At 61.6% G+C, this 25632-nt stretch carries 20 protein-coding genes; 8 read left to right on the plus strand and 12 right to left on the minus strand.

What is annotated here, in order from left to right:
- Nucleotides 1-121 precede the first annotated feature (121 nt).
- The 5 genes from XW59_RS03865 to XW59_RS03885 all read right to left on the minus strand — a co-directional run bounded on the left by XW59_RS03865 (nt 122) and on the right by XW59_RS03885 (nt 6392).
- Nucleotides 122-1159, minus strand: coding sequence for a nucleotidyl transferase AbiEii/AbiGii toxin family protein (locus tag XW59_RS03865; protein WP_047143461.1), 1038 nt, complete (start codon nt 1157-1159; stop codon nt 122-124).
- Nucleotides 1152-1781: a DUF6088 family protein gene (locus XW59_RS03870; RefSeq protein ID WP_246665990.1), complete on the minus strand. Its 630-nt coding sequence runs from the start codon at nt 1779-1781 to the stop codon at nt 1152-1154. Before XW59_RS03870 ends, XW59_RS03865 begins: the two co-directional genes overlap by 8 nt.
- A 130-nt stretch (nt 1782-1911) precedes the next feature.
- Nucleotides 1912-3537, minus strand: coding sequence for a hypothetical protein (locus XW59_RS03875; RefSeq protein WP_047143462.1), 1626 nt, complete (start codon nt 3535-3537; stop codon nt 1912-1914).
- Nucleotides 3538-3691: 154 nt separating this feature from the next.
- Nucleotides 3692-4711 carry a UvrD-helicase domain-containing protein gene (locus XW59_RS03880; protein WP_246665991.1) on the minus strand — a complete coding sequence of 340 codons (1020 nt, stop codon included), beginning with the start codon at nt 4709-4711 and terminating at the stop codon, nt 3692-3694.
- Between the two features lie 43 nt (nt 4712-4754).
- Complete coding sequence (locus tag XW59_RS03885) at nt 4755-6392, minus strand: AAA family ATPase (protein WP_246665992.1); 1638 nt, start codon at nt 6390-6392, stop codon at nt 4755-4757.
- A gap of 202 nt (nt 6393-6594) precedes the next feature.
- Between XW59_RS03885 and XW59_RS03890 the strand changes: the two genes are divergently transcribed.
- Nucleotides 6595-7734: a hypothetical protein gene (locus tag XW59_RS03890; protein WP_047143463.1), complete on the plus strand. Its 1140-nt coding sequence runs from the start codon at nt 6595-6597 to the stop codon at nt 7732-7734.
- Complete coding sequence (locus tag XW59_RS03895) at nt 7727-11191, plus strand: DUF4062 domain-containing protein (protein WP_047143464.1); 3465 nt, start codon at nt 7727-7729, stop codon at nt 11189-11191. The genes XW59_RS03890 and XW59_RS03895 overlap by 8 nt, the downstream gene beginning before the upstream one ends.
- A 452-nt stretch (nt 11192-11643) precedes the next feature.
- Here XW59_RS03895 and XW59_RS03900 read toward each other — a convergent pair whose 3' ends face one another.
- Nucleotides 11644-12156 (minus strand): hypothetical protein, encoded by a 513-nt coding sequence (locus tag XW59_RS03900; protein WP_136067921.1) that lies wholly within the window; start codon nt 12154-12156, stop codon nt 11644-11646.
- Nucleotides 12157-12220: 64 nt separating this feature from the next.
- Here XW59_RS03900 and XW59_RS03905 point away from each other — a divergent pair, with 64 nt between their 5' ends.
- From XW59_RS03905 to XW59_RS03930, 6 genes are read left to right on the plus strand one after another with little or no spacing between them, the layout of a single operon-like run.
- Nucleotides 12221-13141, plus strand: a complete 921-nt coding sequence (locus tag XW59_RS03905; RefSeq protein WP_246665993.1) for an amino acid ABC transporter substrate-binding protein — start codon at nt 12221-12223, stop codon at nt 13139-13141.
- A 59-nt stretch (nt 13142-13200) separates the two neighbouring features.
- The gene (locus tag XW59_RS03910) at nt 13201-14376 is read left to right on the plus strand and encodes an ABC transporter permease subunit (protein ID WP_047143465.1); all 1176 of its coding nucleotides are present in this window, start codon (nt 13201-13203) and stop codon (nt 14374-14376) included.
- A complete protein-coding gene (locus tag XW59_RS03915; protein WP_137326977.1) occupies nt 14373-15515 on the plus strand; it encodes an amino acid ABC transporter permease in 1143 nt (380 codons plus the stop codon). The genes XW59_RS03910 and XW59_RS03915 overlap by 4 nt, the downstream gene beginning before the upstream one ends.
- A 31-nt stretch (nt 15516-15546) precedes the next feature.
- Complete coding sequence (locus XW59_RS03920) at nt 15547-16629, plus strand: aminotransferase class V-fold PLP-dependent enzyme (RefSeq protein ID WP_047143466.1); 1083 nt, start codon at nt 15547-15549, stop codon at nt 16627-16629.
- Nucleotides 16629-17096 (plus strand): RidA family protein, encoded by a 468-nt coding sequence (locus XW59_RS03925; RefSeq protein WP_047143467.1) that lies wholly within the window; start codon nt 16629-16631, stop codon nt 17094-17096. Before XW59_RS03920 ends, XW59_RS03925 begins: the two co-directional genes overlap by 1 nt.
- Before the next feature lie 17 nt (nt 17097-17113).
- Nucleotides 17114-17851: a PAS domain-containing protein gene (locus XW59_RS03930; protein ID WP_170990095.1), complete on the plus strand. Its 738-nt coding sequence runs from the start codon at nt 17114-17116 to the stop codon at nt 17849-17851.
- Nucleotides 17852-18062: 211 nt separating this feature from the next.
- Here the strand turns inward: XW59_RS03930 and XW59_RS03935 are convergent, their stop codons facing one another.
- From XW59_RS03935 to XW59_RS03960, 6 genes are read right to left on the minus strand one after another with little or no spacing between them, the layout of a single operon-like run.
- A complete protein-coding gene (locus XW59_RS03935; RefSeq protein ID WP_047143469.1) occupies nt 18063-19619 on the minus strand; it encodes an acetolactate synthase large subunit in 1557 nt (518 codons plus the stop codon).
- Entirely contained in the window at nt 19616-20674 is a 1059-nt protein-coding gene (locus XW59_RS03940) for a dipeptide ABC transporter ATP-binding protein (RefSeq protein WP_047143470.1), read from the minus strand. The genes XW59_RS03935 and XW59_RS03940 overlap by 4 nt, the downstream gene beginning before the upstream one ends.
- Nucleotides 20674-21657: an ABC transporter ATP-binding protein gene (locus XW59_RS03945; RefSeq protein WP_082137391.1), complete on the minus strand. Its 984-nt coding sequence runs from the start codon at nt 21655-21657 to the stop codon at nt 20674-20676. The genes XW59_RS03940 and XW59_RS03945 overlap by 1 nt, the downstream gene beginning before the upstream one ends.
- Nucleotides 21650-23095 carry an amidohydrolase family protein gene (locus XW59_RS03950; RefSeq protein ID WP_047143472.1) on the minus strand — a complete coding sequence of 482 codons (1446 nt, stop codon included), beginning with the start codon at nt 23093-23095 and terminating at the stop codon, nt 21650-21652. Before XW59_RS03950 ends, XW59_RS03945 begins: the two co-directional genes overlap by 8 nt.
- A 54-nt stretch (nt 23096-23149) precedes the next feature.
- Nucleotides 23150-24721: an ABC transporter substrate-binding protein gene (locus tag XW59_RS03955; protein WP_047143473.1), complete on the minus strand. Its 1572-nt coding sequence runs from the start codon at nt 24719-24721 to the stop codon at nt 23150-23152.
- Nucleotides 24722-24744: 23 nt separating this feature from the next.
- A complete protein-coding gene (locus XW59_RS03960; protein WP_047143865.1) occupies nt 24745-25629 on the minus strand; it encodes an ABC transporter permease in 885 nt (294 codons plus the stop codon).
- Nucleotides 25630-25632: the final 3 nt, after the last annotated feature.

The raw sequence follows: 25632 nt of genomic DNA on the forward strand, positions 1-25632 counted from the left end.
GGCTTATCCTCGCGTGACGCTCGCGGTTCGCCAGGCGTTTTGGCCCGATCAGTGGCGATTTTTGAGTATATTGCGTGCCGAAGTTCGATCTCCGATCGGGCTGCACAGCCCCTTTATCCATCTATCTATTGATGGCTTTCTGAAGTGCCGCAATCCTCTCCAGTATGTCGTCGAACGACGGCGGGGCTTCGTCAAACATCATCGGCGCCATTGCTCGATAGTCGGCGCGCAAGTCCTTCACACGCGATTTGTCCGGCATGAGCCGCAGCGTCCCCGGTCGAGCAGTGTCGTAGCTGGCCCAGCCCGATCGAAAGAAAGTCGCCTTGTGCTTCGCAACCTGCGCCAGCAGGTCGAAGTCGGCGACGGCCGCCTTGCCCTCGGCTGTGTCGAGCAACATGGCGAGATCGTAATAGTGACGGGAGAAATATTGCGGCATCGGCGAATCCGGCGGGCGGTGCGCTTCCGCATGGAGCGCCGTGGCCTTTTCCCAGAAGGTGCGGCGGGCGGACAGGACGGTGACGGCGACATCCGGCGCGTCGAAGAAATCGGGAAAATCCTCCGCCGAATAGGGGTGGATCGTCTTTTCTTCGGTCGGCCAGGGATCTCCGCGCGCGCCCATCTCCAGCTTCACGCGCGGCGTGATGTAGCCGATGCTTTCATATTCGGTCGCGGGAAGCGCGGTGGGATAGTGGAAGTTCACCGTCTGCGCGTCATTGGGGTCGATTTCCAGCGACCATGCTCCGGCGCCAGGCTCGCCAAGATGCTCCACGATCGCGGCGCGGAGTGCCGGAAGTAGTTTGTCGGCGATATGCCGTTCGACATCGATCACAAGGTGGTCGATGAGCTGGCTGGTCTTCTTCCTGCTGAGCCCTTCCCGCTCGGGATCGCGGTCCCCGGTGTAGCCGAGATCCGCGCGATCGAAGGAGAGATCAATATCCTCGGAGAAGCGGTGGATGGCGTTGAAGGCTTTCGACAGCGACGTGCCACCCTTGAAGACCAGCGAGGCGGTATCCTTGCCCTGCACCGCGAACAGCCGTTTCAGCGTCCAGCAGACCCAAAAATCCTTTTCGACGATCGTGTTCGCCATGCCGCGGGCCGCGCCCGTTTCCCCGAAGAGGGCGGCGCGGTCCTCGGTCGGAAGCAGGGCGACCTTATCCATTGCTTCCAACCAAATCTGCGCTGGCGATCGAGGCGAGCGTAGGCCGCATCCAGGCGGGAGCTTGAGTGGCCGAGGCCGCGAGGGTCTTCTTGTCGGACGCCGACAGATGATGCGCCGCGACCTGCGCGACATCGGTGGCGCGCAACGGACCTACATGCCGGAGCGCCTGAACGACGGTGCCCGCCGGACTGCCGGGGGCGATCAGGTGCTTGGGGGATGCGTGCCGGAGGTCGACCACGCGCTTGCCCAGCACCACGCGCCGGGATGGCCCGTCGGTCAGGTAGGTGTTCTTCGCTGGCATCTGCGTCGTCAGGCCGAGGGCGTTTGCGGCTCGAGCGCCTGCGATCTGCACCTGTGATCCTGTCTCACGCGCCAACGCCTGCGCGACGTCATCGGGCGTGGGCGAGAGCTGTCCGAGTTTCGGATGAAGCTTGGGATAATCATACAGGCCACGGGTCAGGCGACGCAGCGCGCCGTTTTTGACCAATCGCGAAAGAGCCTGATCGACCGCTGCGCGTCCGGCAACGTTCAGGAAGTCGCTGGGCGTGAAGACGCCGCCACGACCGCTAGAACGGACGCGCTTCATAATCCGATCGGGAACCGATGTGACCAGCGTTTTCATATGTCAGAAAATAGCCTATGTTTTTCTGACATTCAAGGTCTGCGAATTTCCCCGTGCGTTGTCGGTTTCCGGCAAGTGGGCGTTCAATTGGAACCGCCAAGGAAGCGATCGGATGCTTCACGCTCCTAGCCTAGTTGGGCCTATCCAGCTCGCTGTCTAGGCTCACGAAATCGTAAGCAGGTGCTGGTAAATTTTGAGCGGGTGGCGCCTGGGGCACCGATGCGGCAGGTATCGGTCCGACTGCCTTGTCTGCTTCAAGCTTCTTCGCAACGGCAGCGAGAGGATGCACGAGGAAATGCTGGTTCAGCGCGTCCACAATGCCCTTTTCCTTTTCCAGCTTGGCTAGATCGAGAACTGCCCGCCCGTCCTTCCAGTCAATGGGCGACTTGATGCGCTTTTCTTTTTCCTCGGCCAGTTTCGCCAAAGCTTCGGGAGCGATGGAGCCCGATGTCCAGATTTCGAAGCGGTGCTGGGCTTCGCGCAGGCTGTTGTGTTCTCGATAGTGAGCTTTGACGATAGAAATCTTCTTCAGCCAGGTTTCGACTTCTTCCAAACTTAGAACCCCGCCCGGCTCCTTGCCCTTACACTCAATCGCCGTGACGGACTTGGTCTGGTGCGTGATTTTTTGAACGTCGATTTCGGCCGTCTTCCCTGAGCTTGGATCCGTTGCCTTGATGTTCATGTCAATCGACGCCGCGTCACGCCGCGCCAAATATCCGGCCACTAGTTCGAACAGGACGCCGCGAAGATTGCCGTTTCGCCCTTCGATATCAAAGAGACTATCGAGAAGCAGAGTTAAGCGCTCGGGGCTTGATGAGGAGTACTTTGCTGCGTTCTTAAGCACCTCGCAGAGCGAAGAGACTGCTGCCCCGACGCGTTTGCCAAACAGGTCTTTCGGCGTTGCCATGACAATGCCTGCCGCATGCCCTGCGGTCAGCGCTTCGCCGGTGAATGCTTCCGCTACGAGGATCGATAACACACGGATATCGCCGAACGTCGACTTGAGCACCCTTGATTTGCGGATGAAGTACTGGATCTGGTTCGCCGTCAGCATGCCTTCAGCAAACACGTCAGCAACGACGAAGCCGGGTTTTGCCGGGCCACCTTGCAATGGGAGCAAATAGCTCGGTCCTGCGAGATCGAAGGGAAACGGTCCGATTGCCTTCAACTCGGCGTCCCCTCGTATCCGTATCGAGTTATAGCTCGCAAAACCGATCCTACGGCACCATTCGCGCAACCCGTCGAGCAAAATGCGTTCCGTGAGATCACGGGCGCGCATAGTGGCGAAGCTGCCCTCGGCGAGAGAGTATGCCAACTGATAGCAAGCACCTTCATCGGCATCCCACACTTCTTTCATAAAGTCGGCAGCGCGCAGGCGCTTGGCGATTGTGTCGACGTGTAGCTGTCCTTTCGTCGGATTGACCGGTGCGCCGCTGATCGTTGGAAACTGCGCGGCTTGGATGAGACCTCCGCGGGCGATCAGCCCGTCAATTGCTGCGGCATAGATCGAGCCGGACTCCCTCATGTCGCGTATGAAGTTCAGCCAGAAATTGTCCCTGTTCCGATCCTTTGCCAGGTAGAGGAACGCCTCCCGCTTCGGCAACAGGGGAACCGGGAACCGGCGCACCGGTTCATTGGCGCGCGAAACCCTCTGCCGTGCGGCCTCGGGTGTCAGGCCGGCGGTGACAAATGCCTCTACGATCCGCGAGGATCGAGACGGGCCATGCTCTGTAAGATACTGGGCGACGGAAATCATGAGCCTATGTCACACTGCTTAATTTATTAATATAACTACCTTGGGCGGCTCCGTTTTTCAACGCCAAGAAGAGGCCATTTTATTTCAATCAGTTAGGTGGTCCGTTTTTCGAAACGGCGAACGGTTGATGTCACACAGGGTAGCGCTGCCGCCATCAAGGAGCCCAGCGCTCAGCCTGTATTCCGCATTTTTTCCCGTCGAACACGAATGCGACGCTGAAGCGCGCTCTCGTCACGGCGACATACATTTTGGCCGCTGATTTCTCGACGTGGCTGAGACTTCCGGACGCCAGCCAGGAAACTGCTTTACCGTGGGGATAAATCAGCACTCGATCGAAGGTGAGGCCCTTCGCCTCGCCGAAGTTCATCGCGTTATAGGGGGCGCATTTGGTCTTGGCGGAATATCGAAGCGTCTGCGGGGAGTACGCGGTCATGTAAGCGCCTACGTCCGCACTCGCGACGAGGAACACGCCATCATGATCGGTGACCTCAGTGTTTTTGGAAATTGTCTTCGGTTCCAAAGGGAAGAAGCTGTCGCCAAGATCGGCAATGACCTGGCTGCAGCGATGGGTGTGGCACTCGTAGTCGATCGTGACCAATCCCGCCTTCTTCCACTGCTCGAATTTCTTGATGATTGCCGGGCCGGCAAAACCCTTGTTTTTTGGGGCGTTGTTCGTCGAGAAGGTGGCCTGACGGTGATCGCCGACAAAGGTTACCGGGATTCCAGACCTAAGAATAAGCTCAAGCAGGTCGAGGTCGTAGCCGGCCATGTCCTGGATTTCGTCGATGATCAGGTGACTAAAGCGAGCCTTGAGCCGCCGCATGATCGCGCCGCCGGAGCGCTTGTCGCATTCGCAGATGAACTTCGCGATCTTGTCAGAATAGACTCGGCTACCATCAACGAAGTAGTGCGCACCGGTCTTCGTTGCGGGAATATAGGGGACTGATTTTCCCTCGATCCAATGAATGCCGTCGATGCGGTGCTTATGCATCGCCGAACGGTATGGACGGGCGAGTTCTCTGAGCAGAAAGGTGTACCAAGACAGAACTTCAACGTGCGATGGAATGACGGGCCGACGCTTGTAGGCCTTCAGCTGGATTTCGCGGACATTGTTACGCGTGTAGGTGATCAGGGCAGTGATGCCCTGATCGGAGGCGAGTGCCTGGTCGACCACGCGAGTGGTTTTCCCTCCACCGGCTGCCGAGATGATGATGCGACTAGCGGACGGCACGGGCGATATAATCCGGAGGCGACCAATCAACGCTGGTCTCGAAGAATCTCAGTGCCGTGTCGGCTTTATGACTTGCCATGTATGCTAGGGCTGCAGCGTCATTCGAGAATGATTGGCCCAGGACCGAGTTGACGGTCGCGAGCCCATTCTTGGCAAGAAGCTGAGGCTCGAGAGTGTTGAGGCTCTCGTCGTCATCATACTGGATAGTGACAATAGCCGACCCGAGGTAGTCAGCGTATTTTGTCTTGAGCGCCGATACGCTCCCATCATTGTCCGTCACCACGTCGGCCGTTTTCTTGAGCAGTACGGCAATTTCGAGGAAGCGTTTAAAGGCAAGCGAGTTTACCGAGATCACGTCAACGCCGTCCTCCAACGGTGCCTTGCCGTGCCGCTTCTCGTAGGCGCGCTGGACGATGAGCTCGTCTGACGGACCCTCAACAAGAATAGAGCGCTTCGCAAGGATTAGCCGCAAGGTGTCATGGCCCGGCAGTTTCATAAAGTAGTCTTGCGTCGACTTATCCTTGAGATCTGTGAGACGAATGCCCTCGCCACGCTGGAAGAGGAGAACCGATTCGACGCCCAGTTTGTTGAGGACGAAACTACTGTGCGTCGTGATGAAAATCTGGCGCGAACCGGCGTTTGCCGAGATATGGCCGATCAACTCGCTGAGACTTGCGTAGGAGAGATGGTTCTCAGCCTCCTCTATGAGAATGATGTGCGACTTCGCTGAGGTCTCCATCGCGAGCTTGATCTTGACCGAATTCTGCTCGCCTTTGCCGACAAGGGGGAGGGGAATGTCGTCGAGGTGCGGCATGATGCCAGCCTCCCAGTTTGCCCTGGCCGAGGTGTCGAGTGAGACCGAAATCACCTTGTCGCTGATACCACCCTTCTTGGTCGCAAGCGCGTCGTTGATCGTTTTGACCTTCGGCTGTTCAAGAAATCGATCCTTCATCAGCCGGTAACTCAGCGCCAGGTCTACTTTCTCCTTCGGGCTCAGGCTCTCCTTCACGATATCGACGACGTATCGGCTGGCGGCAGCGCTGTTCCTGATTGTGCTTGCGTCGATCAGGCTGGTCTGCAGTGGAATGCCGCGGGCATTGATGATTTCGTTCTCGGCGAAATCGCGCCATTTGATCCAGTAGTACTCCACTGGTAGCGTTCGAATCTCTGAGGGCTCAGAAACGTATTGTGCGAAATCTTCTGCGTGAGCGGGATTGAGTTCGATGACAAGGCTGACGCCGGGTTGGTCAAGGCCAAGGCTATTATTATCGCCTTTGAGCTTTGTGAGGGTAGAGTCGTCAGCGAGATAAACTTCAATGACAATACGGGGCGGCTCCGGAGACGTGCCTTTCTCCAACGCCTCGATATACGCTTCAACAAGATCAATGTTGAAAAGATACGGATGCAACTCGACGAGCAGAGGTCTACCGTTGAGCTGACCTGTCATAGCGAGATGGATGGCTTCCAGCAAAGTCGACTTGCCACATTCATTGTTTCCGACAATGACGTTTAGTTTTTCGTTGAGAGAAACGTTTGCCGATTTCAGGCAGCGGTAGTTTTCTATAATGACTCTTTGAATGAACACGCGATTGCCTCCCCCTCGTGGCAAAGCTAGCATGAGCATTCGAACTTGCCAGATTCGCCAATTAACGAAAACCTCATAGCTTCAACTTGATTTCATCTACCTACTCATTGTCGTCAGCGGCGTTAACGGATCCTGTCGCGAGTTTGTCGCGACCGTTACGGTTTGAGCAGCAGTTCGTGGAAGGCATCTGTTGGTTCGAGCAGGCCTTGGCAATTTGGCCGAGCTCTTTCAGAGTGCAGAAATGGCCGGGATAAAGGGTAAGGGCGCGAAAAAAGCGAAGGGAGCCGATCGGCAGTCGGCGGAGCGCGACGATCTCATCAGAGATGCGGGCGGCTACGACTGGGGCTGGCCCGCCATCGAGATGGTCATGGCCAATATGGAGTTGTCGCGGCGCCTAGCCGCCGGCGGCTTTTCGGGCTGCGGCTATGGCATCATCCCCGATGGCGTGCCCTTCATAACACTCGTCGGCTCCAACGTTCGCGGAATGAAGTCCGCGCTCGCGCTGCTGAAGGAATGGACCACGCTATCCGGACCTAACGCCATCCGTATCGAAATCGCTTACGATGGGCCTGGCTATGTGCTCGCAATCTCGCAGCAGGTAGATCTCCTGCGCTGGCGTGTTTCTGGCATCGACACTGTCCGTCAGCCGCTGATGATGGTGACGAGCCACATCAAGCGCATGGACTCGCGGCACCGGATGCTCGACCAACTCGCCAACTATGCCGAGCAGCCGGTCGCGCCGCTGTGGTTGATCGTCGCGGAGATGCCGGAAGGCGTCTCGCGCGGAGGCGGCAGTCGCGACTTCGCCTTCACGCCCAATTGGGATAACGCCATTCTCCTTCCCGGCATTGAAGTCTATCGGCGGCCCGAGCATCGGCCGCCGCACACGATGGCGAGAACTGAGGCAGAATTTGAGGCAAGGACTAAGAATGGTCCTGATCCCGGCTGGCCGCCAGCCCTACGACAGGATCCCGTGAGCCTCGCTAGCGCCCGCGAACGGCGGCTTGCGGCGTCGATGCCCAAGACGCTGCATGTGCTCCGCAATACCCACCCGGGGGCTGCGCTGATGGAGCAAGCGCAGGCGCTGGGATGCTCCAGGTGGCAGGTCGAGCAGGCGATCTGCAATCTTCGGTCGGCCGATTTTCTCGCCTATCAGCCGAGCGGCGCGGGCAAGCGCCTCGCCATGATCAACGCCGTTCGTCACTGCGTGCTGGAGCCGGCCTCGATGGAGGTTGATCTCACCGCCATCCCGAACGATCAGATTAGCGCCCAGATAGGACTTGACGCCGCTTTCTTGTTGCGGCGCCTCGAACCAAACCGCGAGATCGGGGACGCGACTGCTGAGCGGATCGAGCGCATTCGGGAGCTCGGCTATGGCTGACCCGCTCCTGCAGCGCGCGACAGCTGATCGCCTGCGGGTCTTCATCAGTTCAGCAATCGGGGAATGTGCGACAGAGCGGGAAGCCGCGCGTGCCGCCATCCGAGGCCTCAATTTTGAACCTGTCCAATTCGAGCGCGAAGGCGCACGAGCGGAGGCACCGCGCGACTTCTATCTGCGCAAGCTCCAGGACTCGCACATCGTCCTCGGCATCTATCGCAAATCCTATGGGTGGATCGACGAAGCTAAGGGGATGACCGTCTCCGGGCTTGAAGACGAGTTCCGGGAGGCGCAGCGGCTCAGCAAGGATTTCCTGGCCTATGTGCTGAAATCCACGCCAGACCGCGACGCTCGGCTGGAGGCGATGGTCGGCGAGATGATGGGGGGACCGCACGTCCTCTATTTCTTCGATGACGGCGAGGATCTCGAGGCGCGGTTTCGTGATGACCTGACGGCGCTGGTCACCAACCGGGTCACGCGGGCTCAAACCCCGTCGACGACCGTCGGCACGGCGAGCGCGACGCTCGCCGCTATCTTCCGCGACGGCGCGCTACGCGTCCGGCGCAACGGGCTACTCGATCAACTTTCGCGGGCCGCCGCAAGGGCTCGGATCGTCTGGGTGACGGGGGCATCGGGCGCGGGCAAGACGGCGCTCGTTGCCGAATGGTCGCAGGAGCGCGCCGCGGCTTACGTCAACGCGCGCGGCATGGACGCCCGCACGGCACTGCTCGCCGCGGCCGAGCGGCTGGGGATCGCGAGCGGACCGGAACTTGCGACACCCTTGTTCGAAGATGTCCGCTCCATGCTGGTTGCGCGCTGGCGACACGGCAATGGCTGGCCCTTGGTACTAGACGATCCGGAGGATGCCGACGCGGTCTGGTCAGTGCTCGGCGCCTGTCTCGCGCAGAGCGGCACCGGTTCGGTGGTGCTCGCTACGCGAGAAAAACCGGAAAGCGCGACCGGAGACGAGTTGCTGGTGCCGGGCTTCACCAGCGACGAGTTGGTGGCGCTGCGTGTGCTCGCCGGAGCATCGGTCCCGGCCCACCCCGGTGATCTGCCGCTTATCCTTCGCATGAAAGCGCGGACTGGGACGGGTAGCCAGCGTTACGACTCGCTCGGTGCCGTCCCGCGCGAGATCCTCGGCTATCTGTCGCTTGCGCCGGTGATGCTGACCCTATCCGACATGCAGGTTCTGCTTGGCAGTGCGGCCGCGACGGCGACCGAGATAACCGAGCATGTCGCCGCTATGGACGATCTTCTAATGGAGACCGCGGCCGGGTATGGCTTCGTCCACGAGAGTCTGCGCGAGGAGATTGGGCAGATTGTCCTTGAGCGCCCCCAATTGCATGGGCTGTTCGTCGACCGCCTGTCGAACCGGCTCGCGCGAACCGGACGATCCTGGGCAGCCTTCAGCCTGCGTCGAAGCGAAATGTCTGAGAGAGTGGCACGGCTCGCTAATCGGTCCGCGTCGGAGGCGGTGTTCAGCGGATCGACGCGACACCTGATCGATGCGCTCGATTATCTTGTCGACTACTATCGGTCGCGTTCGGAGAAGGGCCGCCTTGTTTCGGTCCTGATAGCACTGGGCGAAGCACGCGCGAACCAGGGTAGGATGAAAGCGGCCGAGCTGCTATTGCAGGAAGCGCGCGAAACCGCCGCACAGATCGACGATCTCGAAGCGGGAGAGATGATCGATCTGCTCCAGGCCTCAATCGATCTCAGGCATTCGGCATCGGCAGCAGCGCTCGAGCGCGTTCGTGCGCTTCGCGATGTTGCGAGAGTGCAGGGCCGCAAGGATCGCGAGGGGCGACTGCTGCTCGACGAGGGCGTCGCTTATCTGAGCGTGAACGACACTGACGCAGCCACGCCGATCTTTCGCCGCGCCCGGGAGATCTTCGCGGAGCTGGGGGATGGATATGGCCTCGAGATCGCGACGCGCAATCTCATCGCATCGCTCACAACCTCGAAAGAAGGGCGAAGCGAAGCCGAGGCGCTCCGCGCCGAGCTCGAGGTTGACGAGCCCGATTCGCCTCGTCATCGCGCGTGGCTGTGCAATTTGGAAACTCCGCGCCTCCGTATCGAGAAAAGGTTTAAGGAAGCCGAAGCTATGGCCCGCGAGGCGATCGCCATCGGCGAGGAGCTGGGCGACAGATATCTGGTGGCGATCAACCAGATCATGCTCGGCAACGTGCTACGCGATGCGGACGATCTCGATGGCGCTAGAGCGGCCTATGCCGAAGGCGGCAAGCTCGGTCAGTCAGTGGGCAGGCCCGATATCGAGGGGCGTAGCTCGCGTTTGCTCGCGTCGGTGGACAATCAAGCCGCCTCAGCGGCGGAGGGTGAGGAGAGGCGCATGCTCGCAGCGCGCGCCGAGCAGTATGCGACTCATGCCGCAGGTCTCTTGGCAGACAGTTACGCGTGGGTCGAGCAGGCATTCGCCCTGGAGGAGCGGGGAGATGCCCACCGATTCCAGGGTCGTGACCGTGACGCGATGTCCGGCTATGCGCTCGCCATCAGCGGCTATTTGCGTGGGGATGATCGTGCCGAAGCCGAGCGCCTGTTGCGCTACTTCGTACCGTTCATCGCCGAGGAGAAAGATCCCGAGACGCTGATAGCGCTCGCTTTCGATGGCCGGAGCGATCTCAAGGCGTCGCGTGCTTGGGTCGAAGCAATGACGGTGGCGCTCACGCGCTGCCCAAAAGCGGCCGCACCCAGCGTCCTCGGCTCTCTGGTCCGCTCCTTCCTTCCCGGCCAGAATGGGGCATTCTGGTTCGATTGTCTGGTCAGGTGCCTCCTCGCCGTCGACGAGAAGCGCGGGCTAAGAAAGCAGGGATCGCTAGGGTCTATGCTTTTGCTGGCCATCCTCGGCTTTGGTCGACATCGCGCTTTCACCACCGCGGAATTGCTTACGCTGACCGGAATCTGCGTGAGCGGGCTGGACAATATGATGGTGCGTCACCGCCCCGATGACGATCTGAACCTCGTCCTTCGTCTGGGCAGCACGCAGCGCCTACTTTTCACCGTGCGCACCGATGCCAAGAAGCCTGAGTCCATGTTTGTGGCGGTGGTGATCGGAGCCTTCGTCGATGCCTTTGCGGACGAGCTCTCGGACATTCTCGCGCCGGACCTGCTAGAAGAGGGAGCCGCGATCGACGTTCACGTCTTCGACCAGGCAGTCGAGAGTAAGATGGTCGCGGACTTTTTTAGTGAAGGCCTCAAGGACAAGCCCGTAGCGACAGCCCGGATCATCGCAAACGAGGGAGAGGAGCCACCCATCGTGGTCTTCGCGAGGACGGATGCGATCGAGGCATTGGCGGCGAGCGAAGAACGGGGAGGGGAACTTGAGATCATGCTCGCACGCTTCCTCGACGAAGTCATCTTCGTCACCACGGGTCGCAGTGTCGATGACGAGATTTTCTCCGCGAAGATTCGAGACCTGCTCACCTCAATCCTACGGTAGCGCGTCGCGGCTAAATGGCTTGCCCCGGCCAAATCGGCGCAGCGCGTCATCGGTGTGTAGAGGTTGACTGAGCGGTGGCCCAAGTTGGCGAGAGTACCCCTAACGTCATAGTCTGCGGCGACTTTGGTCATAGGTTTGGGCCAAACCTGCTCGTAAAGCTCTTCCCCAGAAGCTGTATTCACCCTCTCAACCTCTGTCGTTCATGCAATGTGCTCAATTCCAGCCCACCGATCCACGTTCGAGGTAGGACCATTGATTTCGCCGGTTTTGACGGTATTTTATCGGCGCACCAGATTCGACGTTTGCGGTATGTCTCACTCCGAAGCGGCCGATAAATGCCGATAGTTCACGAAACTTTTTCAGCTAGGTGTGCGCCTGAAAACCCAGCAAAATCAAAAGGCTAGGTTTTTGACGGGATCTTTCGCGGTATACTCATCCGGAAATTTTATTTTTCATAGACATATCAGCCGCTTAGGGCGGAAAAAATAATAGAGTGGGAATGATTTTAGCGTATTCGAGCGTATCCGAACACGCGCTGGAATTTGATCTAATACACTGATTAAAAACAATTTTTCTGCCAATTTGATGGCCCCGTGCTCGTATTGATCCTCGTCGAAACCGAAAGTGCCGTCATGAGAATGAAGCTCGTGACGGTACTTTTGGCTTAAGCCAATTGAAATGCTCATGCCCTCGACGATGACCGTGCCGGAGTCCGACGGCGCTCTTTGACGGGACGGCTTTTTCGTTCGGCAAGATGGTTGGCGTGCAGGCTTGGCTTGGCGCGCTGCAAGCCAAGTCTCGACACATAGCGACGGCTGTGCGCACCAAAGGAATGAACAAATCAACAAAATGTTGATTTGTTCAACGAAGTGTTGTTGTCTGCTGAAGACGGCCATGCCGTCCCAAGGGAGCGACACCATGAAACACAGCACGCTTTTAGGAATTTGTACGCTTGCGGCCAGCATGCTCGCGGCATCCTCCGCGTTCGCGCAAGACGCGTCGCCGGCATCATCCAGGACCCTCGAAACGGTGAAATCGCGAGGCACGCTGATCTGCGGCGTGATCGGCACGAGCCCCGGTTTCTCCTTGCCCGACAGCCAGGGCGTCATGCGCGGCATCGATGCCGACCAATGCCGCGCCGTCGCGGCCGCGACGCTCGGTGACGCGGAAAAGGTACAATGGGTGCTGCTCGCCCCGCAGCAGCGCTTTACCGCCTTGCAGTCCGGCGAGGTGGACGTGCTGTTCGCCAACGTCACCTGGACGATGACGCGCGAGAGCCAGCTCGGACTCCAGTTCCCCAGCATCTACTACTATGACGGCCAGGCCTTCATGGTGAAGAAGGCACTCGGCGTGAACAGCGCGCTCGAACTCGACGGTGCCAGCATCTGCATGCTCACGGGGGGCACCTCGGAGCTGACGGTGCAAGAATATTTCTCCGCCAACAACATGACCTATACGCCGGTGGTGCTGTCGGAAGGCGAGGAGGCGCGCGCCGCGTTCCTGGCCGATCGCTGCGACGTCTACACGATCGACAGTTCGTCTCTGGCAGGCTTCAAGGCATCGCAGGGCGAAGCCGGCGAAGATTTCGTGATCCTGCCCGAGCGCATGACGGCCGAGCCGCTCGGCGGGGTCGTTCGCAAGGGCGACGAGCGCTGGTTCGACATCGTTCGCTGGACGCACTACACGCTGGTCAACGCCGAAATTCTCGGCATCGAGAGTGGGAACGTTGAAAGCTTCATGGACAGCGAAGATCCGCGCATCCGCCGCTTCCTCGGCATGGAAGGAGAGCTCGGAGCAACGCTCGGCCTGTCGAACGACTTCAGCAAGACGGTGATCAGCCAGGTCGGCAATTTTGGCGAGGTCTGGGCCCGCAACGTGGTCGGTGTCGATCGCGGCTACAACAATGTCTGGACCAAGGGCGGCCTGCAATACGCGCCACCCTTCCGCTGAGAGCCAGAGGCGGCAACGGCATCCCGCTGCCGCTTCCCAACCAGCAGAGCGACCGGCCTATGCGTTCAGCTTCCAAATCCAACCGGCGTCCGATTGCGGGAGCGGCCGATCTGCGCTCGCTCGCCCTGCAAGCGGCATTGGTGCTCGGCATTGTCGCGCTGGCCTGGTTTCTGATCGACACGACGCTCGCGAACCTGCGGGCGCGCGGCATTACGACAGGCTTTGCGTTCCTCTTCCGGCCGATCAACATGCCGATCGCGCATAGCTGGCTGGAATTCGTGCCCGGCATTCACACCTATGCACGCGCGCTGCTCATCGGCATCCTGAATACGCTCACGGTGTCTTTCATCGTGATTGTTGCAGCAACGGTTGCGGGGACCTTGATCGGGATCGCGCGACTGTCGCCGAACTGGCTTCTGGCGCGCGTTTGCGGAGCCTATGTGGAGATGATCCGCAACGTGCCGGTGTTGTTGCAACTGGTGTTCTGGTATCAGATGCTCCTTCAATTGCCGAGCCCGCGCAACGCGATCACGGTCGTCGAAGGGCTCTACATCTCCAATCGCGGCATCCGCTATCCGACGCTGATCGAAGCGCAGGGCGGTGGACTTGCGCTCGGCGCGTTCGCGCTTGGCTGCGCCGTGCTCGTCGCGCTGGTCTACCTGCGAAATCGGTTCGGCAGCGAGCGCCTGAAATCCCGCTCGTTCCTTCCGGCGGGCGTGTTGTTGCTGGCGATCGGCCCGGCGGCCGTGCTCTATCTGTCGGGCACGCGCATTTCCCCCGACGTGCCTGAGCTCCGCGGGTTTAATTTCGTCGGTGGATCGTCGCTCGCGCCGGAGCTTTCCGCGCTCGTCATAGGCCTGTCGATCTACGCGTCCGCCTTCGTGGCGGAAATCGTGCGCGCCGGCATACTCGGCGTTCCCAAGGGACAATGGGAAGCGGCGGAATCGCTCGGTCTCAGTCGGGTAAAGACGCTGCGCAAGATCGTGTTGCCGCAGGCATTGCGCATCATCGTGCCGCCGCTCACCAGCGAATATCTCGGCATCACCAAGAACAGCTCGCTTGCGGTGGCGGTGGGCTATCCCGACCTCGTGGCGATCGTGAACACCATGATCAGCGATACCGGCCAGGCGGTGGAGGGCATAGCCATCATCATGGCCGCGTTCCTCACGATCAGCCTCGCCGTCAGTGCGTTGATGAACTGGTACAACCGCTCCGTCGCCTTGGTGACGCGATGACCAGCCTGTCGAACATCGCCGGCGGACCCGCCGTTACCGAAGCCGGCGACGAGGTCGTGATGCGCCCCCCGACCGAAAGAGGTCCGCTCGCCTGGACGCGGCGCAATCTTTTCAGTTCGTGGACCTCCGGCATCACGACCGGGGTGATGGTTACGGTTCTGGTGTGGATCGGATACCGGTTCCTGGACTGGGCGGTGTTGCGCGCGATCTGGACGCTGCCGGGATCGAGCATCGCCGATACGCAACTCTGCCGCGCGGAAACCGCCGGCGCGTGCTGGGCGCTGATCCACGAAAAATACCGCTTCATCCTGTTCGGCCTCTATCCCTATGCCGAGCAATGGCGTCCCACCATCTGCATCGCGGCCTTCATCGGACTCTACGTCGTTTCGGTGGATCGCCGTTTGTGGGGTTGGAAGATAGCTGCCGTCTGGTTAGCGGGCCTGACGGCGATCTTCATTCTCATGCGCGGCGGCGTCTTCGGGCTGCGGCCGGTCTCGGAGGACCTCTGGGGCGGCCTGCCGGTCACGCTGATGCTGGCGACATTCGGCATTGCGCTCGCTTTTCCGCTTGCGATCCTGGTGGCGCTGGGGCGGGCGTCCGAAACGAACCCGACGGTGCGCACGTTGTGTACGCTCTATGTCGAGATAATCCGCGGCATCCCGCTGATCAGCGTGCTCTTCATGGCGAGCGTGATGTTTCCGCTGTTCCTACCCGAGGGGCTGACCGTATCGAAGCTGCTGCGTGCACAACTCGGCATCGTCATATTCGTCGCCGCCTATCTGTCCGAGACCATTCGCGGCGGGCTGCAGGCCGTGCCTTCGGGGCAATACGAAGCGGCGAAATCGCTCGGTCTCGGCTATTGGCGCATGACCGCTTTGGTCATCATGCCGCAGGCGCTGACCATCGTTCTACCGCCCATCGTCAGCCTCTGCATCGCGTTCTTCAAGCACACGTCGCTGGTGATGATCATCGGGATATTCGACCTCCTGAACGCGGCGAAGCGCTCCATCGGCGAACCGGCCTGGCAGGGTTTCGGCGCGGAAGCCTACATCTTCGTCGCCGCGATCTATTTCGCCTTCTGCTTCGCCATGTCCCGCTACGGCCAGCGGCTCGAAAAGCGTCTGAAGCGGTCGCGATGACATTCGATCTAAACCGTCAAGGAAGACTGCCATGAGTTTCGATGTCGAGGGCGTCAGGCAACAGTTTCCCTATCTCGATCAGCGCGTCTACCTGAACACCGCCTCCACTGGCATATCGCGCCGCGATGCGGGGCAAGCCGCCGGCAGGTTCTTCGACGAGATGTACAGCAAGGGCTTCGACGGCCGCGACCTTTGGCGGTCCGTCATCGCCGACGTGCGCGACCAGGTCGGCCGCATGGCGCATGTGCCGGCAGAAACGGTGGGCTTCGCTGGAAGCACGACCGAAGCCCTCAACCGGCTTGCCCTGGCACTGCCGGTTTCGCCCGGCGACCGGGTTGTGCTGTGCGACGACGAATTTCCTTCCGTGCAGGCGGTTGCGCGACTGCTTGTCGCGCGGGGTGCAACGCTCGTCCCCGTGGCCGTTCCGGAAGAGGCCATGAGAACCGAGGCGTTGGCGGCCGCCGCACGCGACAGTCGCATCGTGCTCGCTTCCCACGTGCATTGGGAAACCGGGACGAAGCTAGACCTAGCGGTCCTGTCGCGCGTGTCCCGCGATGCGGGCGCGTTCCTGATCGTAGACGGGATCCAGGCGCTCGGCGCGACGCCGGTCGAGGCCGGACTTGCCGACGCCTATGTCGGCGCGGTCTTCAAATGGCTCATCTCGGGCTTCGGGCTGGCGGTCAGCATCGTCGCGCCACGCCTGGCCGAGGAGCTTATCCCGGTGATGCGCGGCTACGCCAACCCGGAGCCATCGCGGGAACTGGGCTACAGTCACGTGAATTATCCCGGCCTCGTCACGCTGCGGGATTCACTCGCCTATCTGGAGCGGATCGGCTGGAACGTCGTCTACGAACGCAACGCGGTGCTGCGGGCGCATCTACGGGCTTCCCTCCGCGATATCGGGGTCGAGCTCGTGACACCCGACGCGGCGGCGGCGATCACCTCCGTTGCCTGCGCCGATCCGCAAGGCACGGCAGAACGTCTGGCCGCCCGGGGCGTCAGCGTGGAGCCGCGCGGCCGATTCCTCCGCGTCTCCCCTCATTTCTACAACACGGCGGCGGACATCGATCGCTTCAGCGAAATTCTACGCGACCTGCAGAAGGAACAGTCTTGATGACCCCCACAGCCAGATTGAAGGAACTCGGCATAGAACTGCCCAAGGTATCGGCGCCACTGGCGGCCTACGTGCCAACACGCCTCATGGGCAACGCACTCTACATTTCCGGCCAGGGACCGATCATCGACGGCAGGATCGTCGCGCGCGGCAAGCTGGGCCGCGACATGACCGTGGAAGAAGGCATCGCCGCCGCGCGTCTTTCGGCGATCAACGCGCTCGCCGCCATCGTTTCGGCTGTGGGAGACCTTGACCGGGTGACGCAGATCGTCAAGCTCAACGGCTATGTCAATTCCGATGACGGATTCGAGCAGCAGCATCTCGTGATGAACGGCGCATCGGAACTGCTGGTGGACGTGCTGGGAGACCGTGGCCGGCATGCGCGCGCGGCCGTGGGCACGAATTCGCTGCCCATGGGAATGCCTGTGGAAATCGAGCTGGTCGTCGAGGTTTCGGACGCGAGTTGAAAGGAATGGTCGCTTTGATGAGCCCGAAGGATGCCCGGGAACGTGAACTGGTGATCGAAACCCTGAAATGGGTCGTCGAAGGCATGCAGCAGATTATCGGAGGCAATGTCGAGGTCGTCCTGCACGACCTCTCCAAGCCCGGTCATTCCGTCGTCGCGATCGCCAACGGCCATATCACCGGCCGCTCCATAGGCAGCCCGATCATCAGCGGTCCCTTTGACGATCTAGGTCTCCAGAAGCTGATGTCGGGAGAGTTCGCAGAGGCTGGCAAATCCTACTCGATCGTCAGCGACTACCGCACGCGCTCGCGGCTCGGTCATGAACTGGATTCGACAAGCATCATCCTGCGCGACGAGAAGGGCGAGGCATATGCAGCTTTCTGCGTGAACGCCGACCACAGCCGCCTCCGCGAACTGGACGGCGTCGTCAAGGGATTGCTCGCTTCCATCGGCGGCGCGCCGCAGGAGCCGGTGGAGCCCGAGAGCGCCAGCGTGGACGACCTGGTGCAGGAGATCATCCAGTCGGGCATAGCCGCGACCGAGAAGCCGGTCGCGGCGATGGGCCGCGAAGACAAGATGGAAGCCGTGCGGCACATGAACGATCGCGGGCTGTTTCTGATCCGCTCGAGCGTCGATCTCGCGGCCGCGCACCTTGGGGTCACCCGGTTCACCGTCTACAATTACCTCGACCAGCTTCGCGGGAAAGCACCAGCCCGGCAGGAGAAACAGAAAAGCCATCGCCCGGACGGGAGCTGAACGTTCAAGCGCCACGCGCTTGAAATGGATTGGCGCGGCTATCGGCCATCAGCGAAATAAGAGGTCTACTCTTGTTTTGCCGCGTTCACCGCGTTCCCGCCTTCCGCCAATATTGCGAAGCCCGCCGCGCTGGCCGATGAATGAGAGGTCGGGATCGTCGCGCCGCTCGCGTAGGCGGGCGGGCGGCGGCCACTCGGGAAATCGAATTCGGTCACAGCATGGCCTCTATGAGAAAGGGACCCGGCTCGCGCACGGCCGCCGAAAGGATGCGGAAGAGGTCAAGCGCGCATTCGGTGCGAACCGCGGGAACGCCCATGCCTTTCGCCAGCGCCACGAAGTCGAGTTCGGGAGAGGTGAGGTCCATCAGTCCAAATGCCGCTGGACCAGGATTTGTGCCGACATTCGCGAGCTCCTGCCGCAGCATTTCGTAGCCGCGATTCGCGAAGACGATCGTGGTGATGTTGAGTTGCTCGCGCGCATGTGTCCAGAGCGCCTGAAACGTGTACATCGCCGAGCCGTCCGCCTGCAGAACGACCGTTGGACGATCCGGGCAAGCGATCGCCGCGCCCGCCGCCAGTGGCGGGCCGATGCCGATGGAGCCGCCGGTGATCGAAAGCCAGGAATGCGGCGGACCGTTCACCGTATAGGCCTCGACGAGGCGCGCGCGCGTCATGCCCTCGTCGATTATGATGGCGCCTTCGGGCAGGGCGGCGGCGATGGCGGCGGAGAGATTGTCGTCCGTCAGTGGACCCGCGGTGGGAGTGGTGATCGGTGGGTGCTTTGTTTTCCCGCGCGGTGCCTCGGCCGAAATCGCGTCGGCCAGCTCATGTACCGCCAGCCGCCCATCCTGATCGAATTCCGCGAGTTGAATGACTTCGCAATTCTCCGGCAAAAGCAGGCTGGGGCGGTTGCGGTAGGCGAAGAACGAGACCGGCGGCTGCGTTTCGATGAGAATGGCGCGTCGGAATGGGGAGAGCAGTTCGATGGCCTCGTCGACGCCGAAGGGGATACGCGGAATAGAGGCTCGCCCAGCACCGCGTTCTATCCTGCGGTTTGACGGCGGGGCGAGCAGGACCGCGCCGGTCTTTTCGGCGATGCCAGCCAGCAACCCGGTCGAATGTGGATCCTCGAGAACCGTTCCGCTGCAGATGATCACCGCGCCGGGCCCGAGGGCGGCGACGGCGCGGCGGACGGTCATCTCGTCGAGCGGGCGCGCTTCCTGTGGGGAGAGCGGGGCAACGCCGCCGCTGCCTTTTTCCCAACCGATGTCGGCCGGAACGATCAGCGTTGCGATTCGGCCCGGATGACCTCGCGCCACCGCCAGTCCCTCGATCGCGTCCCGCGCCATGGTTTGAGAGTTTTGGGCGGTCCTCACCCAATCGGAAAAAACCGAGGCGGTCGCCGCCACGTCCGCGGTCAGTGGCGCATCATAGCGCAGATGCCGCAATGCATGATTGCCAACGATGTTGAGAATCGGAGCGCGCGCCTTCTTGGCGTTGTGCAGGTTCGCGCCCGCATTGGCGAGCCCGGGCGCGAGGTGCAGAAGCGTGATCGCAGGCTTGCCCGCCATGCGCGCATAGCCATCCGCCGCGCCCGAAACAACTCCCTCGAACAGGCCCAGAACGCAGCGCATCGCGGGCGTGCGAGCCAGCGCGTCGATGAATTGCATCTCCGAGGTGCCGGGGTTTGCGAAGCAGACCTCGACGCCGGCCGCGGAAAGACTACCGACCAGACTTTCCGCGCCATTCCTGCAAGAAGGTTCCGTCATCCCGCCGCTCGTCGCCGTTCGAGAATCGCAAGGCGGCGCAGAAGTGCCGGACTGCCCTGGCCGGGCGCCTGATCGAGGGTTCCCGTCACCGGCTCATCGGCGCGATGGCAGGCAACGCGGTTTCGGTCGACCGCGCGGATTTCCGGACGTTCGGTGCGGCAGCGCTCGATGGCCAGCGGACAGCGAGGATGGAAGGCGCAACCTGAAGGCAGAGCCATGGCGGAAGGGGTTCCGCCCTCGATCGGCGGCTTGTGACGCGCTGTCGCGGGATCCGCGCGAGGGGCCGCGGCAAGCAGGGCTCGCGTGTAGGGGTGGCGCGGGTTGCCGTAAAGCTGATCGGTCTGCGCTTCTTCGACAATCCGGCCCAGATACATCACAGCCACACGATTGGCGATATGGCGCACCACGCCCAGATCGTGGCTGATGAAGACGTAGGCGAGGCCCAGTTCGCGCTGAAGGTCCTGCAGGAGATTGACGATCTGCGCTTGAACAGAGACATCCAATGCCGAGACCGGCTCGTCGCAGACGATCAGGCTTGGCCTGGTGGCCAGCGCGCGCGCGATGCCGACCCGCTGACGTTGACCGCCCGAGAATTCATGCGGATATCGCTCGGCATGCCAGGCGGACAGGCCGCACATCGTGATCAGGCGATCCACCTCGCCGCGGATCGTTGCGGGCGTGGCCATGCCGTGCAGCAAGAGCGGCTCAGACAGCGCCTCGCGCACCGTCATGCGCGGGTTGAGCGATCCATAAGGGTCCTGGAAGATGATCTGCATACGCTTGCGCGCAGCCCGGAGCGCCCTGCGGTCGAGGCTGGTGACATCCTCGCCGCCCAAGCGGATCGTTCCCGCACTGGGTTCGAGGAGGCGCAGGATCGCGCGGCCAAGCGTCGATTTTCCGCAACCGGATTCGCCGACAATGGCCAGCGTTTCGTCGCGCTTGAGGGTGAAGCTGACATCCGTGACGGCCTGCACAGTGCCGATCTGCCGGCGCAGAACGCCCCGACGGACCGGAAAATGCTTGGTGAGCCCCTGAATTTCCAGCAGATCGGCCATCAGCCTGCTCCTTCGATCGGGGCTTTCCAGCAAGCGACATCGTGGCCCGGCGTGACCTCGCGCAGGCGCGGCATTTCTGCCTGGCAGCGGTTGTCCGCCAGGGGACAGCGCGATGCGAAGCGGCAGCCAGGTATGTTCTGCCAAGGCGGGGGAAGCGATCCGGGAATGCTCGCGAGCCGGGCACGGCCGGCGTCCATGCGCGGCACGGCCGCCATGAGGCCGATCGTATAAGGATGCTGCGGATCGGCGAAGATCTTGTCGACCGGCCCTCGTTCGATGACCGACCCCGCATACATGACCACCACCTGCTGGCAGGTCTCGGCCACCACGCCGAGGTCGTGTGTTATGAGCATGATCGCGGTGCCGGTCCGCTCCTGCAGGTCACGCATCAGATCGAGGATCTGGGACTGGATTGTCACGTCCAGTGCGGTCGTTGGCTCGTCGGCGATAAGCACGGCGGGATCATTGGCGAGCGCCAGGGCGATCATCACTCGCTGGCGCTGGCCGCCGGACAGCTGATGAGGATAGTCGTCGATGCGTTTTTCCGGAGAGGGCAGGCGGACCAGCTCCAGGAGTTCGATGGCGCGATCTCGCGCAGCCTTGCCGCTCAAGCCTGAATGAACCCTGAGGCCCTCGATGATCTGGTCGCCGCAGGTGTAGACCGGATTGAGGCTGGTCATCGGTTCCTGAAAGATCATCCCGATACGCCCGCCGCGCAGCTTCCGCATTTCCCTTTCCGAAAGCTTCAGCAGGTCGCGGCCCTCCAGCAGCACCTCGCCCGCGGCGACCTGGGCGGGAGGGGAGGGCAGGAGCCGCATGATCGACAGCGACGTGACGCTCTTGCCGCAACCGGATTCGCCGACGATGCCGAGCGTCTGGCCCTTTTGCAGATCGAAGCTGACGTCATCGACCGCGCGCATGCTGCGCCCGTCGAGACGGAAGCGGACCTCCAGACTTCGCACGGATAGAAGAGGTTCAGCCATCCGCGAGCTCATAGCTCAGGGGCGAGGCCGTAAGGTGCGAGCGCTTCTTGAAGTCACGATCGGTGAATGCGATCTCGGCGCGGCGTTGCGCCGCCTCGAGCCGGCCAAGCGCCGACGACAGATCGAACGCCAGAACCTCGCCTGCGCGCACCACCTGCCGGCCGTCGACGAACACATCGGTCACCGCGCGTTCGGCCGCGACATAGATCAGGGAGCGCAGCGGATCGCGCACGGGTCGCATGGCGGGATGGGTGACATCGGCAAGGAACAAGTCGGCCTTGGCCCCGACCTCGATCCGGCCGATATCGCTCCGCCCAAGGATGCGGCCACCACCGACGGTGGCTGCGTCGAAGACGTCCGATGTGCGCAGGTCGAAGACATTTCCGCTCATCAAGCGGGAGTTGATGAGCGCATGGCGGAGCTCCTCCAGCATATTGTGGGGATAGGTGTCCGTCCCAATACCCAAAGTTGCGCCTGCGCGAAGATATCGCCCGAAGCTGCGGAGCGACATGCCGCGCCGCTGGAACACCGTCGGACAATGGGCGACCGCGGCACCGGAAGCGGCCAGCCGTTCCAAATCGCGGCCTTGCGGCCAATGGACCCATGGATGATCGTTGAGGAATATCGCGTGACCGATGATCGTGTGCGAGTCGAGCACGCCCAGATCCTCCAGCCATTCGATCGGCGTGCGTCCGTGACGGCGTGTGATTTCCTGGAATTCCACCACCGATTGGGCTGCATGGATCTGCATCTTGAGCCCTCGACGCCGCGCTTCGGCATGGCTGTCGCGTATCAGCTCCGCGGTGCAGGTATCGATCTGGGCGGGTGCGATCATCCCGCTGAGCCGCCCCGACGGGTCGGCATCCGCCCGGTCGATCACGTCAAGCGCGGCGCGCATCGCGGCCTCGCCCGCGGCCTCGTTCCACTCATATTCGGTCACATGGCCGTTTCGTGTGAACCAGTGGGCCGAGCGGTACATGGGAGCCGCGACCGCGCGCAGGCCCGAGCGGGACAGGAGATCAAGCCAGCCTTCATAGGGGACGGACAGGTCCACCAACGTGGTCACGCCGGACAGCAGCGCCTCCGAAAGCGCGACCTCGGTGCAGGCGAGGCGCCCCTCATCATCTGGTCCGAAGAGGGCCATGAATTCATAAAGCGAGCTTTGGTAAAGTCCGGCACTGGCCAGCTCGTCCAGAAAGCCCTTGTTCAGGGGCTCCGACAGGGGATGGGAATGGATGTTCACCAATCCCGGCGACACCATACGGCCGCTCCCGTCGATCTCGGTGGTGCTCGGACCGTCATAGCGGCCACCGACATGAACGATCCGATCGCCGGAAAAGGCGACATCCTGTCCGCGCAGGAACTGGTGCCTGCCGGTTTGCGAATTGAAGCCGACGATCCAGTCGGCGTCGCGAATGACGGTAGTTTGCTGATGCATCTTCATTCCCCTGCGAGTTTTGCGGGGGCGCGCCGGCTGCCCCCGCGGAGCGCGTCAGTCGCGAAACTTGAGGTCCAGCCCCTTGTAGAGACCCGCGCCATAATTGTTGTGGGGCACTATCGGCTCAAGCAGGTTGGACTGAACGATGTTCATCGGCTCGTGGTAAAGCGGTAGCCACACAGCCGCGTCGTGAACTTTCTTGAGCACCTTGCCGTAGGCCGTGGCGCGGGTGGCATCGTCGGTGGCATGGCGGCCTTCGGCCAGCAGATCGTCCGTTTCCTCATCGTTCCAGTTCATCCGGTTCGGTGTCGGAATGTTCTGCGACAGGAAATAGAGATTGAGCGCATCGCCGGCGGATATATAGGGGTAGCTCATGCCGAAGGCGTCGAATTCCTGCGTCGCGACCCTGCCCCAGAAGATGGTCGGGTCGAAGATCTGGATCTGCATTCCGATGCCGACCTTCAACAACTCGGCCTGAGTGAACTCGGCCAGCTTCTGCCAGGTCGAACCGCCCTGGATATAGGTCAGAGGCTCCAGTTTGACGCCGTCCTTGGCGCGGATGCCGTCCGATCCAGGCACCCAGCCGGCTTCGTCAAGGATGCGCTTTGCTTCCTCCGGGTCGTAGCGCAGAAGCGAGTCGTTCAGCGAATTGTCCCAGTCGAGCGCGTTTTCCGAGATATAGCTATAGGCAGGCGTTACCTCTCCGAACAGGATGTCGCGGGCCAGGGCTTCCTGGTCGACGGCGAGATTCATCGCCCGGCGAACGGCGGTATCCGCAACCGTCGGCTTGTCGACCTTGAAGCCGATGAACCAGGTCCAGAACGCCTCGTCCGAACGATGGATCTCGATATTCGGCGCGTTGCGAAGCTGCGCCAGCGCGATCTGGGGAATATATTGCGTGACCTGGCTTTGACTTGTCATCAATGCCACGGTGCGCGTGTTTTCCTCAGGCACGATCTGCCATGTGATCTTGGCCAGATGCGGCGCGCCCTCGTTGGTGTAGAAAGTCGGACCCCAGTCGTAGCCCTCGTGCCGGGTGATGGTCATGCGGTCGCGCGGCAGCCACTCCCCCCAGCAATAGGGCCCGGTGCCGTTGAGGCCCGTCACGCCGAAATCCTTTCCCAACCGTTCGACATCGGCCTTGTCGATGATGGTCGCGAAACTCTGTGTCAGCTGATAGAGAAGCTCCGAAAAAGGGGCCTCGAGTTCGTAAACGACGGTCTTCGGATCGGGCGCGGTGATGCTCTTCACCTCACCCGCACGCCATTCGACGGGGGATTTCGTTTCCGGGTCGATCCAGCGCTTGAAGGAATAGACAACGTCCTCGGCGGTCATCTCGCGGCCGTCGCAGAACTTGATCCCGTCTTTGAGATGGAAGGTGTAGGTCTTGCCGTCCTGCGAGACCTCCCATGACTTCGCCAGACCGTCGCTGATCGTCTTCATGTCGGGCTCGAGCGAGACCAGCGTGTCGCCGACCATGAAGAGTACCTCCGCCGCTGCTCGCGCGGTGGATTTGTGCGGATCGTAGTTGTTGCTGTCGACCTCGCGGACGACGTTGATCTCCTGCGCGACGACAGGTGAGCTTAAGAAGGCGAGAATGCAGCCGTGGAGAAGTAGCTTTTTCATGGCGTGGTTCCCTGTTTTGTTGCTCAGCTTTTCAAACGTGGGTCGAGGACGTCGCGCAGTGCATCGCCGGTGACATTGGCGCAAAGCACGATGATGAAGATCGCGACGGAGGGGACGGCGACGATATGGGGCGCAAAGAGCAGGAAATCCCGGCCTTGCGCGGCCATCATGCCCAGCTCGGAAGCCGGCGGACGCGCGCCGAGACCCAGAAAGCTGAGCGCCGCGCCGATCAGGATCACCTGACCGAACCGGAGGCTCAGGAAGATCATGATCGACGAGATGGAATTGCGCAGGAGGTATTTCCGGAAGATCGTCCAGTCGGTGAGGCCGACCGCGCGCCCCGCCTCGATATATTCCTGGCTCATGACGCCAATTCCGATCGAGCGTGCGATCCGCGCGCAGTCGGGGATGGACGCAACGGCAAGCGCCAGGATGATCGGCCAGACGCCCGGACCAAAGACGGCGACCATCGCCAGGCCTAGAAGGATCGCCGGAAAGGAGAGCATCATGTCGTTGAGCCGCATCACCCACGGGTCGAGGCGGGGATACATCGACGACAGCAATCCCAGGCCGGAACCGATCACGCCGCCGATGCCGATGGCGACCAGCGCGATCAAAAGCGTCAGCCTCGTGCCGTAGAGAATGCGCGACAGGATGTCCCGGCCCTGTCCGTCGGTGCCCAGTATGTGTTGCCAGTTTCCGCGCTCCGACCAGGCTGGCGGCTGCATGACCGCGCGGCTGTTGGCATTGGGATCGAAAGGCGCCAGCAGCGGGGCGAAAACCGCGGCAAGGACGATCAGCGTCAGGACCAGGAGCGCCAGCATCGCGCCGCGATCGGCGAGGAGCGCCTTCCACCAGCTTCGCCTTGCCGGCGCTTGATCGACGAGAGCGGCGTTCCGGACATCCATGGT

The organism is Aquamicrobium sp. LC103, assembly GCF_001014615.2.
Lineage (GTDB): Bacteria > Pseudomonadota > Alphaproteobacteria > Rhizobiales > Rhizobiaceae > LBCQ02.